Here is a 16,325-nt window from a genome sequence, read left to right as displayed (position 1 = left end):
CGCGCAGTAGCAGCACTGAACAGGAGCCAACATGTTTACGGTTTATCACTCCAACCAGCTCGATATTCTTAAATCGCTGGCGGCGTATCTGATTGAAAACGAACCGTTACGCGATCCTTTTCAGTCCGAAGTGGTGCTGGTGCAAAGCCCGGGCATGGCGCAGTGGCTACAGATGCAGCTGGCCCAGCAGTTCGGCATTGCGGCGAATATCGCTTTTCCGCTGCCCGCTTCTTTTATCTGGGATATGTTTGTGCGCGTCCTGCCCGGCATCCCCAAAGAGAGTGCCTTTAATAAAGCCAGCATGAGCTGGAAACTCATGACGCTGCTGCCTGACCTGCTGCGGCAGGAGGCGTTTCGTCCGCTGCAGCACTATCTCAACGACGACGACGACAAGCGTAAGCTATTTCAGCTGGCTTCGCGCGTGGCCGATCTCTATGACCAGTATCTGGTCTACCGTCCTGAATGGCTGAACAGCTGGCAGCAGGGAAAAATGATCGAAGGGCTGGGCGAGGCGCAGCAGTGGCAGGCGCCGCTGTGGGCCGCGCTGGTGGAGTATACCCGCGACCTCGAACAGCCGGAATGGCATCGCGCCAACCTCTATGCGCGCTTTATTCAAAAGCTGGAAAGCAGCGAGTCGCGGCCGGCGGGCCTGCCGGATCGCGTCTTTATCTGCGGCATCTCCGCGCTGCCGCCGGTCTACCTGCAGGCATTGCAGGCGCTGGGCCAGCATATCGATATTCATCTGCTGTTTACTAACCCCTGTCGGCACTATTGGGGCGATATTCAGGATTACGCTTTTCTGGCGAAACTCCAGAGCCGCCGCCGTCGTCATCATCAGCAACAGCAGGAGATCGCCCTGTTCCGCGATCCCGAGGCCGCCTCTTCTCTGTTTAACGATGCCGGCGAACAGCAGCTCACTAACCCGCTGCTGGCTTCATGGGGCAAGCTGGGGCGCGATAACCTTTATCTGCTGGCGCAAATGGAGGCGCGGGAAATCGATGCTTTCGTTGAGGTGCCGGAAGATACGCTATTGCAGGCGTTGCAGCACGATCTGTTAGAGCTGGAAGATAACGCCGTCATCGGGCTGGACGCAGAAGAGCTGCAAAGCAGCCATAAAAAACGCGGTCTCGATCCGCAGGATCGTTCCGTAGTGGTGCATGTTTGCCACAGTCCGCAGCGCGAAGTGGAAGTGTTGCAGGATCAGCTGTTGGCGATGATGGAGGCGGACCCCTCGTTAACGGCGCGCGATATTATCGTGATGGTGGCCGATATCGATGCCTATACGCCCTATATTCAGGCGGTATTCGGCAACGCATCGTCAGATCGCTATCTGCCGTTTGCCATTTCGGATCGTCGCGCCAGCTTTGCCCATCCGGCGATCATGGCTTTTATCAACCTGCTGGCGTTACCTGATAGCCGCTTCGCCTGTGAAGAGGTGCTGGCGCTGCTGGAGGTACCGGCGCTGGCGGCGCGCTTTGCGATTGATGAAGAGGGGCTGCGCCGCTTACGCATGTGGGTAGAGGAGTCCGGCATTCGCTGGGGGTTGGATGATGATAATGTGCGTGAGCTGGAACTACCGCCGACCGGCCAGCACACCTGGCGCTTCGGCATTACCCGCATGCTGCTCGGTTATGCGATGGAAAGTGCCCACGGCGACTGGGACGGCATCCTGCCTTACGATGAATCAAGCGGGCTGATTGCCGAGCTGGCGGGTAATCTGGCCGAACTGTTGATGCAGCTTAACCACTGGCGACAGATCCTGGCCCAGCCGCGTACGCTTAGCGACTGGCAGCCGCTGTGCCGTGAAATGCTGCAAACCTTTTTCGCTGCCGATGTAAATACCGATGCCGCGCTGATGCTGATTGAAGAGCAGTGGCAGCAGGTAATGGCTTATGGCCTGCAGGCGCGCTATGTCGATAGCGTTCCGGCCACGCTGCTGCGCGATGAGCTGGCCGCGCGCCTCGATCAACAGCGTATCAGCCAGCGTTTTCTGGCGGGGCCGGTTAACTTCTGTACCCTGATGCCGATGCGTTCGGTGCCGTTTCGCGTGGTTTGCCTGCTGGGCATGAATGATGGCGTCTATCCGCGCACGCTGCCGCCGCTGGGGTTTGATTTGATGGCGCAGCAGCCGCAAAAAGGCGACCGCAGCCGCCGCGATGATGACCGCTTCCTGTTTCTGGAAGCGCTGCTTTCGGCCCAGCAGAAACTCTATATCAGCTATATTGGCCGCTCGATTCAGGATAATACGGAACGATATCCCTCGGTGCTGGTCACTGAACTGGTGGATTACATTGGGCAAAGTTTTCATCTGCCGGGTGACGAAGCGCTGGACGTTGACAGCAGCGCCCAGCGGGTGCTGGCGCACCTGCACTGCCTGCATAGCCGGATGCCGTTTGATCCGCAGAACTTTGCGCCGCAGGCGGAATACCGCAGCTTTGCGCAGGAGTGGCTGCCCGCGGCGCGCGGCAGCGGCGAGCCGCATCCGCCATTTATACAACCGCTACAGCCGCTGGAAATAGATGAGCTGAGCTTTGAGCAGTTGCTGCGTTTCTGGCGTCACCCGGTACGCGCTTTCTTTACCATGCGCCTTGGCGTGAGTTTCGCGCTGGAGCAGACCGAGTTGCCTGATGCCGAGCCGTTCGTGTTGGATGCGCTCGATCGTTATCAAATCAACGCTCAGTTGCTCAACGCGCTGATTGAAGAGGAAGATACCCAGCGCTTATTCAATCATCATCGTGCGGCGGGGGTATTACCGTACGGCGCCTTCGGCGAACTATTCTGGCAAACGCAGCAGGAAGAGATGACGCCGCTGGCGGAACAGGTCAGAGAGCTGCGCGCTGAAAGCCGCAGCGTGGAGATCGACCTGACTATCGCGGGCGTTAAACTGAACGGCTGGCTGCCGCAGGTGCAGGAAAGCGGCCTATTGCGTTGGCGCCCTGGCGTGCTGAACTTTACCGATGGGCTGGCGCTGTGGCTGGAGCATCTGGCCTGGTGCGCGCTGGGTGGAAAAGGGCAGAGCCGTATGCTGGGACGCAAAGAGAGTAGTTGGTGCTTTGACGCGGTCGATGCGCAGCAGGCGCAGACGTGGCTGACGCGCTATGTCGAAGGCTATCGTGACGGCATGTGTTCGCCGCTGCTGCTGCTGACGAAAACCGGCGGCGCCTGGCTGGAAGCGAGCTACGACGCCAAAAACGACGTCATGCTGATGGATGAGGCTACGCAGGCCAAAGCGCGAGCGAAGCTGTTGACCGCCTGGCAGGGCAACTATCAGCTGGAGGGCGAAGGCAGCGATCCCTATCTGCAGCGCCTGTTCCGTACGCTGGAAGCGGCGCAGCTGGATGCCATTTGCGCCGCTGCCGAGCAGTGGCTGTTGCCGCTGCTGCGTTTTAACCGCAGCGATACGCAGAAAAATGATGAGTAGCTGATTTGACCCGCATCAGAAGTGGCTGGCGGAGGATTGATCCGCCAGTTTGTAGTGATATGTGTATTGACCAGCGACACCGCGTTGGAGAAAAGGATAAAACTCAAGGGGACTAAATGCGAAAGTACGCTGTCTGGACAGCCAGTCTGTTACTGATATTTACCATGTTCGCTCATGCGGCCAGCGCTGAAAAAGGCTGGCAACCGATCGATCGAGTCATTCAAAAAAGTGATAAAGATCCGCGACATTATCAGGCGGTTCGTCTGGATAACGGAATGACGGTACTGCTGGTTTCCGATCCGCAGGCAACGAAATCGCTGGCCGCGCTGACGCTGCCGATCGGTTCGCTCGACGATCCCGATCGGCAGCTGGGCCTGGCGCACTACCTTGAGCATATGGTGCTGATGGGATCGAAGCGCTATCCGCAGCCGGATAATCTGGCGGAGTTTCTGAAAAGGCATGGCGGCAGCCATAACGCCAGCACCGCCTCTTATCGCACCGCTTACTACCTGGAAGTGGAAAATGATGCGCTGGCTCCGGCTGTCGATCGCCTGGCGGACGCCATCGCCGAGCCGCTGCTCGATCCGGTTAACGCCGATCGCGAGCGCAATGCCGTTAATGCTGAGCTAACTATGGCGCGCTCTCGTGACGGGCACCGTATGGCGCAGGTGGGCGCGGAAACGCTGAACCCGGCGCATCCGGCGGCGCGCTTCTCCGGCGGCAACCTGGAGACGCTGAGCGACAAACCGGACAGCAAGCTGCACGATGCGCTGCGCCAGTTTTATCAGCAGTACTACTCAGCTAACCTGATGAAAGCGGTGATCTACAGCAACAAGCCGCTGCCGGAACTGGCTGCGATCGCCGCACAGACCTTTGGGCGGGTGAGCAATCATCAGGCCAGCGTACCGGCCATCAATGTCCCGGCGGTCACCGAACAGCAAAAAGGCATTATTATCCATTATGTGCCGGCCCAGCCGCGTAAACAGCTGCGGGTAGAGTTCCGTATTGATAACAATGCCGATCGCTTTCGCAGCAAAACCGATACTTTAATCAGCTATCTGATCGGCAATCGCAGTAAAGATACGCTTTCCGACTGGTTGCAAAGCCAGGGGCTGGCCGATTCGGTTGATGCCGGGGCCGATCCGGTGATCACGCGTAACGGCGGCATTTTCGCGATTAACGTCTCGCTGACCGATAAAGGCCTGGCGCAGCGCGATCGGGTGGTGGCGGCGATTTTTGACTATCTGGCGATGCTGCGCGACCAGGGCATCGATAAACGCTATTTCGATGAAATGGCGCATGTGCTGAACCTGGATTTTCGCTATCCGTCGATTACGCGCGATATGGACTATATCGAATGGCTGGTGGATACCATGCTGCGGGTGCCGGTCGAGCATACGCTGGATGCGCCCTATCTTGCCGACCGCTACGATGCGGCGGAAATTAATGCACGCCTGCAGGACATGACGCCGCAGAACGCACGTATCTGGTATATCAGCCCCGACGAGCCGCACAATAAAGTCGCTTATTTTGTCGATGCGCCTTATCAGGTCGATAAGATCAATGCCGGGCAGTTCGACAAGTGGCAGCAGGAGGCCGCTGGGATCAAGCTGGCTCTGCCTGAGCTGAACCCCTACATTCCCGATGACTTTAGCCTGATCCCCGCCGCGGAAAAGCCGATAACGCATCCGCAGCCGCTGATTAATGAGCCGGGGCTGCGCGCCTTTTATATGCCGAGCCGCTATTACGCCAGCGAGCCGAAGGCCAATATTATGCTGGCGTTGCGTAATAAAGCGGCAATGGGTAACGCCCGCAATCAGGTACTGTTCGCCCTGAATGATTACCTGGCGGGCGTGGCGCTGGATGAGCTGAGCTCGCAGGCGTCGGTGGGCGGCATCAGCTTTTCCACCAGCGGCGACGATGGCGTTACCCTGAGCGCCAGCGGTTTTACCCAGCGGTTGCCGAAACTGCTGATTACCCTGCTGCAGGGCTACGTTAACTATGTTCCGACGGAAGATCTGCTGGCGCAGGCGAAGTCCTGGTATAAACAGCAGCTGGATGCGGCGGAGAAAGGTAAAGCCTTTGAACAGGCGATTCAGCCGGTACAGATGCTGTCGCAGCTGCCCTATACCGAACGCAGCGAGCGCCGCGAACTGCTGGATTCCATCACCCTGAAAGAGCTGAACGACTACCGCCGTATGCTGGTGGGACAGGCGACGCCGGAACTGCTGGTAGTGGGGAATATGTCGCCGCAGGCGGTGGAATCGCTGGCGCATGAGGTGAAACAGCAGCTGAACTGCCAGGGTAAAAGCTGGTGGCACAACGAATATGTCACTATCAAACAGCCGCTGCGCGCCAATATTCAGAAAGCGGGCAGCAGCAGCGACTCGGCGCTGGCCGCTATCTATGTTCCCGTTGGCTATAGCGAAGATCAGGGGATTGCCAACAGCACGCTGTTGAGTCAGATTATACAACCCTGGTTTTATAACCAGTTACGTACCCAGCAGCAGCTTGGCTATGCGGTATTTACTTTCCAGATGCCGGTTGGCCGCCAGTGGGGCATCGGTTTCCTGCTGCAAAGCAACAGCAAACAGCCCGCGCTGCTGCTACAGCGCTATGAAGCCTTCTATCCTGAGGCTGAAAAGCGCCTGCGGGCGATGAGCCAGCAGGATTTCGCACAGTACCAGACGGCGCTGATTAATGAACTGCAACAGCGTCCGCAAACGCTGGATGAAGAGGCGGGACGTTATGTGAAAGATTTTTATCGGGAAAATTACGCCTTTGATACCCGAAAAAAAGTCATTGAACAAATTAAAACGCTGACGCCGCAGAGCCTGGCGGATTTCTTCCACCGGGCGGTGATCGCGAAGCAGGGCCTGGCTATGCTGTCGCAAATCTCCGGCAGCCAGCATGGAAAAGCTGACTATGCCGCACCGCAAGGCTGGAAAACCTGGCCAAACGTCAGCAGCCTGCAGCAATCGCTGCCGGTAACAAGCGAGAAGAAATGAGTGACAACAATCCGCAGCGGCTCGATCCGCTAACACTGCCGCTCCATGGGGAGCGGCTTATCGAGGCGTCAGCGGGAACCGGAAAAACCTTTACTATCGGCATACTCTACCTGAGGCTATTACTCGGCCTCGGGCGGGATAATGCTTTCCACCGTCCGCTATCGGTTGAAGAGATCCTGGTGGTGACCTTTACCGAGGCGGCCACCGCTGAACTGCGGGGACGTATTCGGCAGAATATCCACGAGCTGCGGCTGGCCTGCGTGCGCGGTAGCAGCGCTAACCCGATGCTGGCGGCGCTGATGCAGGAAATTAACGACCCTGCCGATGCCGCCGCGCTGCTGTTGGCCGCCGAGCGGCAAATGGATGAGGCGGCGATATTCACTATCCACGGTTTTTGCCAGCGCATGCTGAATCTCAACGCCTTTGAGTCCGGCATGCTGTTTGAACAGCAGCTGATTGAGGATGAGTCTGCGCTGCGCCGTCAGGCGGCCGCAGACTTCTGGCGTCGCCACTGTTATCCGCTGCCGCTGACCATCGCTAAGGTGATTGCGCAGGAATGGACCGGGCCGGAGCAACTGCTTGGCACCTTAACGCCGTGGCTACACGGCGAATCGCCCGCGTTAAAATATGCGCCGGATGGCGAAGAAACCCTGGCGCAGCGCCATGAGAAGATCGTGGCGCGCATTGATAACCTCAAGGCTCAGTGGCGCGCGGCGGCGGCGGAACTGCGTGAGCTGATTGAAAAATCCGGCGTCGATAAGCGAAGCTACAGCAGTAAGCATTTACCTGCCTGGCTGAATAACGTTGCGGCCTGGGTTGACGAAGAGACGCAAAGCTACGCGGTGCCGAAAGATCTGGTGCGCTTTCGGCAGAGCGTGCTGCTGGAAAAAACCAAAAAGGGCGAGCCACCACGCCATCCGCTGTTTGTCGCGGTAGATGACTTTTTCGCCGAGCCGCTGTCACTGCGCGATCTGATTATTGCCCGGGCGCTGGACGAGATCCGCCTGGCGACCCGTAGAGAGAAAAAGCTGCGGGCGCTGCTCGGCTTTGATGATCTGCTTAGCCGCCTGGATGAGGCGCTGCAGCAGCCTGGTGGCGATCTGCTGGCGGAGGCTATTCGCGCCCGTTACCCGGTAGCGCTGATCGATGAATTCCAGGATACCGACCCGCAGCAGTATCGTATCTTCCGGCGGCTTTATATTGCGCAGCCGGAAAACGCGCTGCTGCTGATTGGCGATCCCAAACAGGCGATTTACGCCTTTCGCGGCGCGGATATTTTTACCTATATGCGCGCCCGTAGCGAAATTAGCGCTCACTACACGCTGGACACTAACTGGCGTTCATCGCCAGCGATGGTTGCCAGCGTCAACCAGCTGTTTTCCCGGCTGGAAAATCCTTTTCTGTTCAGCCAGATCCCTTTTATTGAGGTTAACGCCGCGCCGCCTAACGAAACGCGCGGTTTTCAGCTGGACGGCGCAGAGCAGCCAGCGCTGCGCTTCTGGCTGCAGCCCGGTGAAGGCGTTGGCGTGAGCGAATACCAGCAGTGGATGGCGCGCCAGTGCGCGGCGGAGATACTGCACTGGCTGCAGGCCGGCCTGCGCGGCGAGGCGCAGGTGGGCAAGCAGGGCGCCCAGCGCGCGGTCAGAGCCTCAGACATTACCGTGCTGGTGCGTAGCCGCAGCGAGGCGGCGGTAATTCGCGATGCGCTGGAAAGCCTGAATATTCCCTCGGTCTATTTATCCAACCGCGACAGCGTATTTACCACGCCGGAAGCGCGCGAGCTGCTGTGGCTGCTGCAGGCGGTGCTGGCCCCGGAGCTGGAGCGCACCCTGCGCAGCGCGCTGGCTACCAGTATTTTAGGACTGGATGCGGTCACTATCGATGCTATGAGTCAGGATGAAGAGCGCTGGGATGCGCTGGTGGAAGAGTTCGCCGCCTATCGTCAGCGCTGGCAACAGCGCGGCGTATTGCCGATGCTGCGTGAGCTGATGACCCGGCGCAATATCGCCGAAAATCTGCTGGCTTCCGAAAGCGGCGAACGGCGTTTGACCGATCTGCTGCATCTTGGCGAGCTGTTGCAGGAAGCAGCCGCGCAGCTGGATAGCGAACATGCGTTGGTGCGCTGGCTGGCGCAGCAAATCGCGCAGCCTAACCATCAGTCCGCCAGCCAGCAGCTGCGTCTGGAAAGCGACCGCCATCTGGTGCAGATTGTCACAATCCACAAATCCAAAGGGCTGGAATATCCGCTGGTCTGGTTGCCATTTGCCGCTAACTTCCGTGAAGCAGCGCAGGGGCTTTATCACGATCGCGAGACATTTCAGGCGCTGCTCGATTTGAGCGACGACGAAGAGAGCCTGGCGCTGGCGGAGCAGGAGCGGTTGGCGGAGGACCTACGTCTGCTGTATGTCGCGCTGACCCGCTCGGTTTATCATTGCAGCATCGGCATTGCGCCGCTGATTAAGGGCAACCGTAAAAAAGAGGGTAACAGCGACCTGCATAAAAGCGCGGTGGGTTACCTGGTCCAGCGGGGCGAGGCGCTAAACGCCAGCGGATTGCAGGAAGCGCTGCATAGCTTAAGCAACGACGCGGTAGAGGTAGTGATGCCGGATGAGGCCCCGGAAGGGCGCTGGCAGCCGGAGGGCGATCGTATGCCGGAGCTGGATAGCCCGGTGATTTCCCGTCCGCTGCAGGATCACTGGCGCGTGACCAGCTACTCTGGCCTGCAGCAGCACGGCCCGACGGTGGCCATCGATCTGGCGCCGCGTTTTGATATTGATGCGGCGGGCGAAACCGCTGAGGTTGCCGCGCCGGCGCTAACGCCGCATACCTTTCCGCGCGGCGCTTCGCCGGGCACTTTTCTGCATGGCCTGTTTGAAACGCTGGATTTTAACCAGCCGCCGGATGAAGCGTGGCTGGCGGAACAGCTGCAGTTGGCCGGCTTTGGCGAACAGTGGCTGCCGATGCTTTCCGACTGGATTAGCCGGGTATTGCAAACGCCGCTGAATCAGGAAGGCATCCACCTGGCAGGGCTAACGCCGGGCCGCTATCTGGTGGAGCTGGAGTTTTATCTGCCGATGCATCAGCTGCTGACCGCACCGGCGCTGGATGCGGTTATGCGTCAGCACGATAGCTTGTCGGCTCGGGCGCCAGAGCTGAACTTTCAGCAGGTGCAGGGGATGCTGAAAGGCTTTATCGATTTGGTGTTTTGCTGGCAGGGAAAATATTACCTGCTGGATTACAAATCTAACTGGCTGGGCGAAGAGAGCGCAGCCTATACGCCGCAGGCGATGGCGGAGGCGATGATTAGCCACCGCTACGATCTGCAGTATCAGCTTTATACGCTGGCGCTGCATCGCTATTTGCGTCATCGTGTAGCGGATTACGATTATCAGCGCCACTTCGGCGGCGTGTTTTACCTGTTTTTGCGCGGAATGGACGGCAGCGCCAGTGAAAATGGCGTGTTTCATCACCGTCCGTCTGCAGATTTTGTCATGGCGCTGGATCGCCTGTTTACCGGAGACAAGGTGGAAGCGGAATGAGAAAAATGAGCGAGTTGCTGCGCGAGGCGGTGGATAAACGCCTGATACGCGCGCTGGATCTGCAGTTCGCCCATATGCTGGCGGATGATGAACAACCCGCGCTGATGCTGGCTGCGGCCTGCGTCAGCGCCGAGGCGGGAGAAGGGCACGTTTGCCTGCCGCTTGATCATTTTCGTGACGGCCAGCTGTTTGCCGGACGTCAGCCGGAGCTGGCGGCCGAAATCTGGCAGACAATAGGGCAGCCGGAAGACTGGCAGCGTTTGCTGCTGCAAAGCCACGCGGTAAGCGATGGCTCAAAACCGACGCCGCTGGTGGTGGCGCAGCAGCGGCTCTATCTGCATCGCATGTGGCGCGGAGAAGGTCATGTGGCGCGCTTTATCGCTACCGAGCAGGCCGTACCCGCTTTTAACGACGCCGATTTACAACAGATATTAAATGAGTTGTTCGGCGATCGCCCTGATGACTGGCAGAAAATTGCTGCAGCCGTGGCGATTACCCGTCACATTTCAGTAATTTCCGGCGGTCCCGGCACCGGCAAAACTACCACCGTGGCGAAACTACTGGCGGCGCTGATTCGCCTTTCTCCACAGAAGCTGCGTATTCGCCTGGCGGCGCCCACCGGTAAAGCCGCGGCGCGCTTAACCGAATCGTTGGGCAAAGCGCTGCAGGCGCTGACGCTCAGCGATACAGAGCGCAACGCCTTTCCGGAAGAGGCGACTACGCTGCACCGTTTACTGGGCGCTCAGCCCAACAGCCAGCGCCTGCGTTACCATGCGGGTAACCCGCTGCATCTTGATGTGCTGGTGGTGGATGAAGCCTCAATGGTGGATTTGCCGATGATGGCCAACCTGATTGCCGCTCTGCCGAAGCAGGCGCGGGTGATTTTTCTTGGCGATCGCGATCAACTGGCTTCGGTCGAAGCGGGCGCGGTGCTGGGCGATATTTGCCGCTGCGCCGAAGCGGGCTATAGCTCGGCGCGCGCCCGGCAACTGGCGCAGCTGACCGGCTGTCAGCTGGATGGCGCGGACGGCGAGGAGATGCCCAACGTGCGCGACAGCATTTGCCTGTTGCGCAAGAGCTACCGTTTCGATGCCCGCTCCGGCATCGGTCAGCTGGCGCAGGCGGTAAACGCTGGCGACGCCAAAGCGGCGGAGAAGGTATTTGGCGCGGGCTTTGATGATATTTGCCGCAGCGAGCTAAGCAGCGCCGAGCATTACCAGCAGCTGTTAGAGCAGGGCATTGCCGGCTATGAAGAGTATTTGACGCTGTTGCAGCGCAATGCGGATGCGCAGGAGGTGTTGGCGGCCTTTGCCCGTTATCGGCTGCTGTGCGCGCTGCGCGAAGGGCCGTTTGGCGTGGCGGGGTTGAATGAGCGTATCGAACGTCAGCTGCTGAAGCAGCGCCGAATCCGGCGGCCGCAGGCGCAAAGCCGCTGGTATGTTGGTCGACCGGTAATGATTGCGCGCAACGACAGCGCGCTGGGGCTGTTTAATGGTGATATCGGGGTCGCGATGAACGACGCCAGCGGGGCATTGAAGGTGTTTTTCCCGCTGCCGGATGGCTCGATTAAAGCAGTACAGCCAAGCCGCTTGCCGCCGCACGATACTGCCTGGGCGATGACGGTGCATAAATCGCAGGGCTCGGAGTTCGAGCATACGGCGCTGGTGCTGCCGAATCACTATTTGCCGGTGCTGACGCGGGAGCTGGTCTATACCGCCATTACCCGCGCACGCAGCCAGTTAACGCTCTATACCGATCGGCAAATCTTTGCGCGCGCGGTCGCCGTGCGTACCCAGCGGCGCAGCGGGTTGGTGGAGCGCCTGAGCGCGCCGCATCAGGAAATAGACTTTTAAGATCAGGTCAAGTCCGCCATCAGCACTTTAGAGCGGCGCTGGTAGTTATACATCTGCTTTTTGCTTTCCGGCAGCAGTTCTATATCTACCGGCGTAAAGCCGCGTTCCTGGAACCAGTGAATGCTGCGGGTGGTTAACACGAACAGCTTTTTCAGTCCCAGCTGACGCGCCTGTAACGCGACACGCTGCAGCAGCATTTCGCCGCGTGAAGAGCTGCGATAGTCAGGGTGAACCGCGACGCAGGCCATTTCGCCGATCTGCTCATCCGGAAAGGGATAGAGTGCCGCGCAGGCGATAGTCAGGTTATCGCGCTCAATAATAGTGAATTTATCAATCTCCATCTCCAGCTGCTCGCGCGAGCGGCGCACCAGAATGCCCTGCTGTTCCAGCGGACGGATCAGCTCCAGAATCCCGCCGATATCATTAATGGTGGCGCGGCGGATTTGCTCAGCGGATTCCATCACGATTTGCGTACCGATGCCATCACGGGAGAAGAGCTCCTGTAACAGCGCGCCATCTTCCTGATAGCTGATCAGGTGGCTGCGCCGCACGCCGCTGCGGCAGGCCTTTACGGCGCCGCGCAGAAAGCGCACCGTCCCGGAGAGGTAGTCACCGCGCTGCTCCAACGTTTCAATGCGCGCCTGCGCATCGTTGGGGAACAGTTCGGAAATAATATTGCCTTCATCGTCCGTCGCGCCCTGCTCAGAGCAGAAGCCGATCATCTTTTCCGCCCGCAGCTTGATCGCCAACTGGGTAGCAACCTCTTCCGACGTCAGGTTAAAACTTTCGCCCGTCACCGATACCGCCACCGGACCAATCAAAACAATCGCGTCACTATCGAGCTGGCGGTGAATCGCCTCTTCATCAATGCGGCGAATGCGTCCGCTATGGCAATAGTCGATGCCATCATCCACGCCCAGCGGCTGAGAAATAATAAAGTTACCGCTGACAACGTTAATATGCGCGCCCTGCAGCGGCGTATTGCTCAGGCTCATCGACAGGCGAGCGGTGATATCCAGCTGTAAACGTCCGGCGGCCTGTTTGACCAGCTCAAGAGATTGCGCATCGGTTACGCGGGTATGCTTGTGATAAATTGGCTCCAGCTGATGTTCCGCCAGGCTGGCGTCAATCTGCGGACGGGCGCCATACACCACAACCAGCCGAATGCCGAGACTATGCAGCAGACCGATATCGTTAACTATGCTGGAAAAGTTATCATGCTCAATCGCCTCGCCGCTGAGCATAATGACAAAAGTCTTACCTCGGTGGGCGTTGATATAGGGCACGGAATGGCGAAACCCCTGAACCAGTGCGGTGCTACGTTCCTTCACGGCAAACCCTCTTTTGCATGAATATTCGGTTTTTGTGTATTTTTATTCTTTTGTTGCCTGAAGTGCAAGCGGCTTTTATCATCGCTTATCATTTTTCACAATCGTTTAATAAGCTTAACAGGCTGCATTTAATGGTTTTTTCCGGATGACAGCATAAAAGCGATTGGGTTAAAGTTTTCGCCACATTTTTTTCTGGCTTTTTTTTAGACACAACACAGTATCTGGAGCGGCATGTCCGAATCTCATCCCGTCATCAGCCGTCGTCGGCTGTTACAGGGCGCTGGAGCACTATGGTTACTGAGCGTTAGCCGGGTTGGGCTGGCGGCCAACAGCCATATTGTTGCGGTGCGCATCTGGCCTTCTTCCAGCTATTCCCGCCTGACCATTGAATCAAGCGTGGCCCTGAAATATAAACAGTTTGCCCTGAGTCATCCCGAGCGTGTGGTGATCGATATTGAAAATTTGCACCTGAATCGGGTGCTGAAAGGGGTAGGGCAGCTGGTACAAAAAAACGATCCCTATATCAAAACGGCGCGCGTGGGCCAGTTTGATAAAAACACCGTGCGCATCGTGCTGGAGCTAAAACAGAATGTCGCGCCGCGCCTGTTTACCCTGACGCCGGTTGCTGGTTTTAAACACCGTTTGGTGGTCGATCTCTATTCGGCGCACGACACGCAGGATGATCCGCTGCTGGCGTTGCTGAAAGATTATAACCAGGGGGATCTGGAGCGTACGCAGCCCGCCGAGGCGCCGCTGCCTGGCAAAGCAGGGCGCGACCGCCCGATTGTTATCATGATCGATCCGGGACACGGCGGCGAAGATCCCGGCGCGCACGGCCTGCATAAGACTCGTGAAAAAGATATCGTGCTGAAAATCGGCCGCCGTCTGAAAGCGCTGATTGATAAGGAGCCGAATATGCGCGCTTATATGACGCGCAATGAAGATGTCTTTATTCCGCTAAAGGTGCGCGTAGCGAAGGCGCGTAAGCAGCGAGCCGATCTGTTTGTTTCTATTCATGCCGATGCGTTTACCAGCCGGGCGGCGCGCGGTTCTTCAGTGTTTGCACTCTCTACCAAAGGCGCAACCTCGGCGGCGGCGCGCTTTCTCGCCCAAACGCAGAATGAATCGGATTTAATTGGTGGTGTGAGCAAAAGCGGCGATCGTTATCTCGACCATACCATGTTCGATATGCTGCAAAGCCAGACCATCACCGATAGCCTGAAGTTTGGCAAGGAAGTGCTGACGCGCATCGGCAAGATTAACCACCTGCATAAACGCAGCGTGGATCAGGCGGGGTTCGCGGTGCTCAAGGCGCCCGACATTCCCTCGATTCTGGTGGAAACGGCGTTTATCAGTAACCCAGCGGAGGAGCGCAAGCTGCGTACCGCGCGCTATCAACAGCAGGTGGCTGAAGCGATTCTGGGCGGCATCAAAGCCTATTTTTCAAAAGGGGCGGCGCTGGCGCACCATAAATAATGCGGGAACCGGGGAGCGCGCGCTGGCGGGCGAACCGGTTTGTTAAACGCCAGATACAAAAAAACACCCTTGAGGGTGTTTTAATGATTGGTTGCGGGAGCCGGATTTGAACCGACGACCTTCGGGTTATGAGCCCGACGAGCTACCAGGCTGCTCCATCCCGCGTCCGGATGTTGTCGCTTCCGTCACGACAATCTATTGCGTACTGCTTAATTGGTTGCGGGAGCCGGATTTGAACCGACGACCTTCGGGTTATGAGCCCGACGAGCTACCAGGCTGCTCCATCCCGCGTCCGTGGAAGCGCACTATACTCTTACCGGATTTTGATGCAACCCCTTTTTGAAAATTAATTGGGATAACCGCGCCGGTTGTTGAATATCTCCGCGCTATGATGATTTATTAAACAAAGCACGCGACTCTTTTTCCGGTAACGCATTTCATTCTTATAACCCCTTTGCTATCTTGCCCTGCAAGCAGCTGAGGTGAGAATACAATGAACGGACGTTGGACAAAGTATTGGGTAACGGGCGCGCTGCTAGCGCTGCTGGCGGGATGTTCCTCTAAGCCGACCGATCGCGGTCAGCAATATAAAGATGGCAAAATTGAACAGCCTCTGACGCTGGTGAATCAGCCGAATGCCAAAGGGCGTCCGGTTAATGGTAAAGACTTTGGCGATCAGGTTAGCGAAATCCGCTTCGCCTCTTCTTCTTTATATGCACGTCAAAATAACACCTATAGCGCTATTGAAAACTGGCTGTTGGCGGGGGGCGATACGCGCCAGCTAAGGCTGTTTGGTCTGGATGCGTACCAGATGGAAGGCGTGGATAATTACGGCAACGTCCAGTTTACCGGTTATTACACGCCGGTTATCCATGCACGCTATACGCGCCAGGGCGAATTCCAGTATCCGCTATACCGCATGCCGCCGCGCAGTAAAGGCCGTAAATTGCCGAGTCGGGCGCAGATTTACAGCGGCGCGCTGGATGAGCGCTATGTGATTGGCTACAGCAATTCGCTGATGGATAACTTTATTATGGACGTGCAGGGCAGCGGCTACGTCGATTACGGCGATGGGCGCCCGCTGATGTTCTTTGGCTATGCCGGTAAGAACGGCTGGGCCTACCACAGCGTCGGCAAAGAGCTGATCGATCGCGGTGAGGTGAAACGCGAAGAGATGTCAATGCAGGCGATCCGCAAGTGGGCCGATGAGCACAGCCCGGAAGAGGTGCGCGCGCTGCTGGAAACCAATAACTCTTTCGTATTCTTTAAGCCGGAAGATTTTACGCCGGTGCGCGGCGCCAGCGCGGTGCCGCTGATCGCGAAGGCGTCGGTAGCGGCGGACCGTTCGCTGATCCCGCCGGGAACGGTATTGCTGGCTGAAGTGCCGCTGTTAAATAACGACGGCAAATTTACCGGCAAGTATGAGATGCGTTTGATGGTGGCGCTGGATGTCGGCGGCGCGATCAAAGGCCAGCACTTTGATATTTACCAGGGCATCGGGCCGGAAGCGGGGCATATGGCCGGCTTCTTTAACCACTATGGCCGCGTTTGGGTGCTGAAGAGCGCGCCGGGCACCGGCACCACGCTGTTCAGCAACGCGCAAAACAACCAGAATGGTTCAATGCTGGTCAGCGCCAGTCAGTAAACTAGCGGATGGCGGACCGTTCTGGTTCGCTATCGACTATCAACAAAGGTTA

At 57.8% G+C, this 16,325-nt stretch carries 7 protein-coding genes and 2 tRNA genes; 6 read left to right on the top strand and 3 right to left on the bottom strand.

Annotated features, from left to right (window positions below; all coding sequences use genetic code 11):
• The first annotated feature begins 31 nt into the window (after positions 1 to 31).
• From recC to recD, 4 genes are all read left to right on the top strand, one after another.
• Positions 32 to 3,421 carry an exodeoxyribonuclease V subunit gamma gene (gene recC / locus K6958_RS16550; RefSeq protein ID WP_249892129.1) on the top strand — a complete coding sequence of 1,130 codons (3,390 nt, stop codon included), beginning with the start codon at positions 32 to 34 and terminating at the stop codon, positions 3,419 to 3,421.
• A 116-nt stretch (positions 3,422 to 3,537) separates the two neighbouring features.
• Positions 3,538 to 6,429: a pitrilysin gene (gene ptrA, locus K6958_RS16545; protein WP_249892128.1), complete on the top strand. Its 2,892-nt coding sequence runs from the start codon at positions 3,538 to 3,540 to the stop codon at positions 6,427 to 6,429.
• Positions 6,426 to 9,968 carry an exodeoxyribonuclease V subunit beta gene (gene recB, locus K6958_RS16540; RefSeq protein WP_249892127.1) on the top strand — a complete coding sequence of 1,181 codons (3,543 nt, stop codon included), beginning with the start codon at positions 6,426 to 6,428 and terminating at the stop codon, positions 9,966 to 9,968. The genes ptrA and recB overlap by 4 nt, the downstream gene beginning before the upstream one ends.
• Positions 9,965 to 11,821 carry an exodeoxyribonuclease V subunit alpha gene (gene recD / locus K6958_RS16535; RefSeq protein WP_249892126.1) on the top strand — a complete coding sequence of 619 codons (1,857 nt, stop codon included), beginning with the start codon at positions 9,965 to 9,967 and terminating at the stop codon, positions 11,819 to 11,821. The genes recB and recD overlap by 4 nt, the downstream gene beginning before the upstream one ends.
• A 2-nt stretch (positions 11,822 to 11,823) precedes the next feature.
• On the opposite strand, the gene argA is transcribed toward recD, so the two are convergent.
• Entirely contained in the window at positions 11,824 to 13,152 is a 1,329-nt protein-coding gene (argA, locus tag K6958_RS16530; RefSeq protein ID WP_249892125.1) for an amino-acid N-acetyltransferase, read from the bottom strand.
• Positions 13,153 to 13,383: 231 nt separating this feature from the next.
• Here argA and amiC point away from each other — a divergent pair, with 231 nt between their 5' ends.
• Complete coding sequence (gene amiC, locus K6958_RS16525; protein WP_249892124.1) at positions 13,384 to 14,628, top strand: N-acetylmuramoyl-L-alanine amidase AmiC; 1,245 nt, start codon at positions 13,384 to 13,386, stop codon at positions 14,626 to 14,628.
• Between the two features lie 88 nt (positions 14,629 to 14,716).
• On the opposite strand, the gene K6958_RS16520 is transcribed toward amiC, so the two are convergent.
• Together K6958_RS16520 and K6958_RS16515 are read right to left on the bottom strand one after the other, a co-directional pair.
• Positions 14,717 to 14,793, bottom strand: a tRNA-Met gene (locus tag K6958_RS16520).
• Positions 14,794 to 14,842: 49 nt separating this feature from the next.
• Positions 14,843 to 14,919, bottom strand: a tRNA-Met gene (locus K6958_RS16515).
• A gap of 202 nt (positions 14,920 to 15,121) precedes the next feature.
• Between K6958_RS16515 and mltA the strand changes: the two genes are divergently transcribed.
• The gene (gene mltA, locus K6958_RS16510; RefSeq protein ID WP_249892123.1) at positions 15,122 to 16,273 is read left to right on the top strand and encodes a murein transglycosylase A; all 1,152 of its coding nucleotides are present in this window, start codon (positions 15,122 to 15,124) and stop codon (positions 16,271 to 16,273) included.
• Positions 16,274 to 16,325 lie beyond the last annotated feature (52 nt).

It is taken from the genome of Mixta hanseatica (assembly GCF_023517775.1).
Taxonomy (GTDB): Bacteria; Pseudomonadota; Gammaproteobacteria; order Enterobacterales; family Enterobacteriaceae; genus Mixta; species Mixta hanseatica.
Note: the sequence above shows the minus strand (reverse complement) of the source record. Positions and strands in the feature narration are given on the sequence as shown.

Bases quoted from the DNA above. Each gene is read 5' to 3' on its own strand.
- recB (WP_249892127.1), top strand. From the start codon at position 6,426: ATGAGTGACAACAATCCGCAGCGGCTCGATCCGCTAACACTGCCGCTC.
- mltA (WP_249892123.1), top strand. From the start codon at position 15,122: ATGAACGGACGTTGGACAAAGTATTGGGTAACGGGCGCGCTGCTAGCG.
- recC (WP_249892129.1), top strand. From the start codon at position 32: ATGTTTACGGTTTATCACTCCAACCAGCTCGATATTCTTAAATCGCTG.
- ptrA (WP_249892128.1), top strand. From the start codon at position 3,538: ATGCGAAAGTACGCTGTCTGGACAGCCAGTCTGTTACTGATATTTACC.
- recD (WP_249892126.1), top strand. From the start codon at position 9,965: ATGAGAAAAATGAGCGAGTTGCTGCGCGAGGCGGTGGATAAACGCCTG.
- amiC (WP_249892124.1), top strand. From the start codon at position 13,384: ATGTCCGAATCTCATCCCGTCATCAGCCGTCGTCGGCTGTTACAGGGC.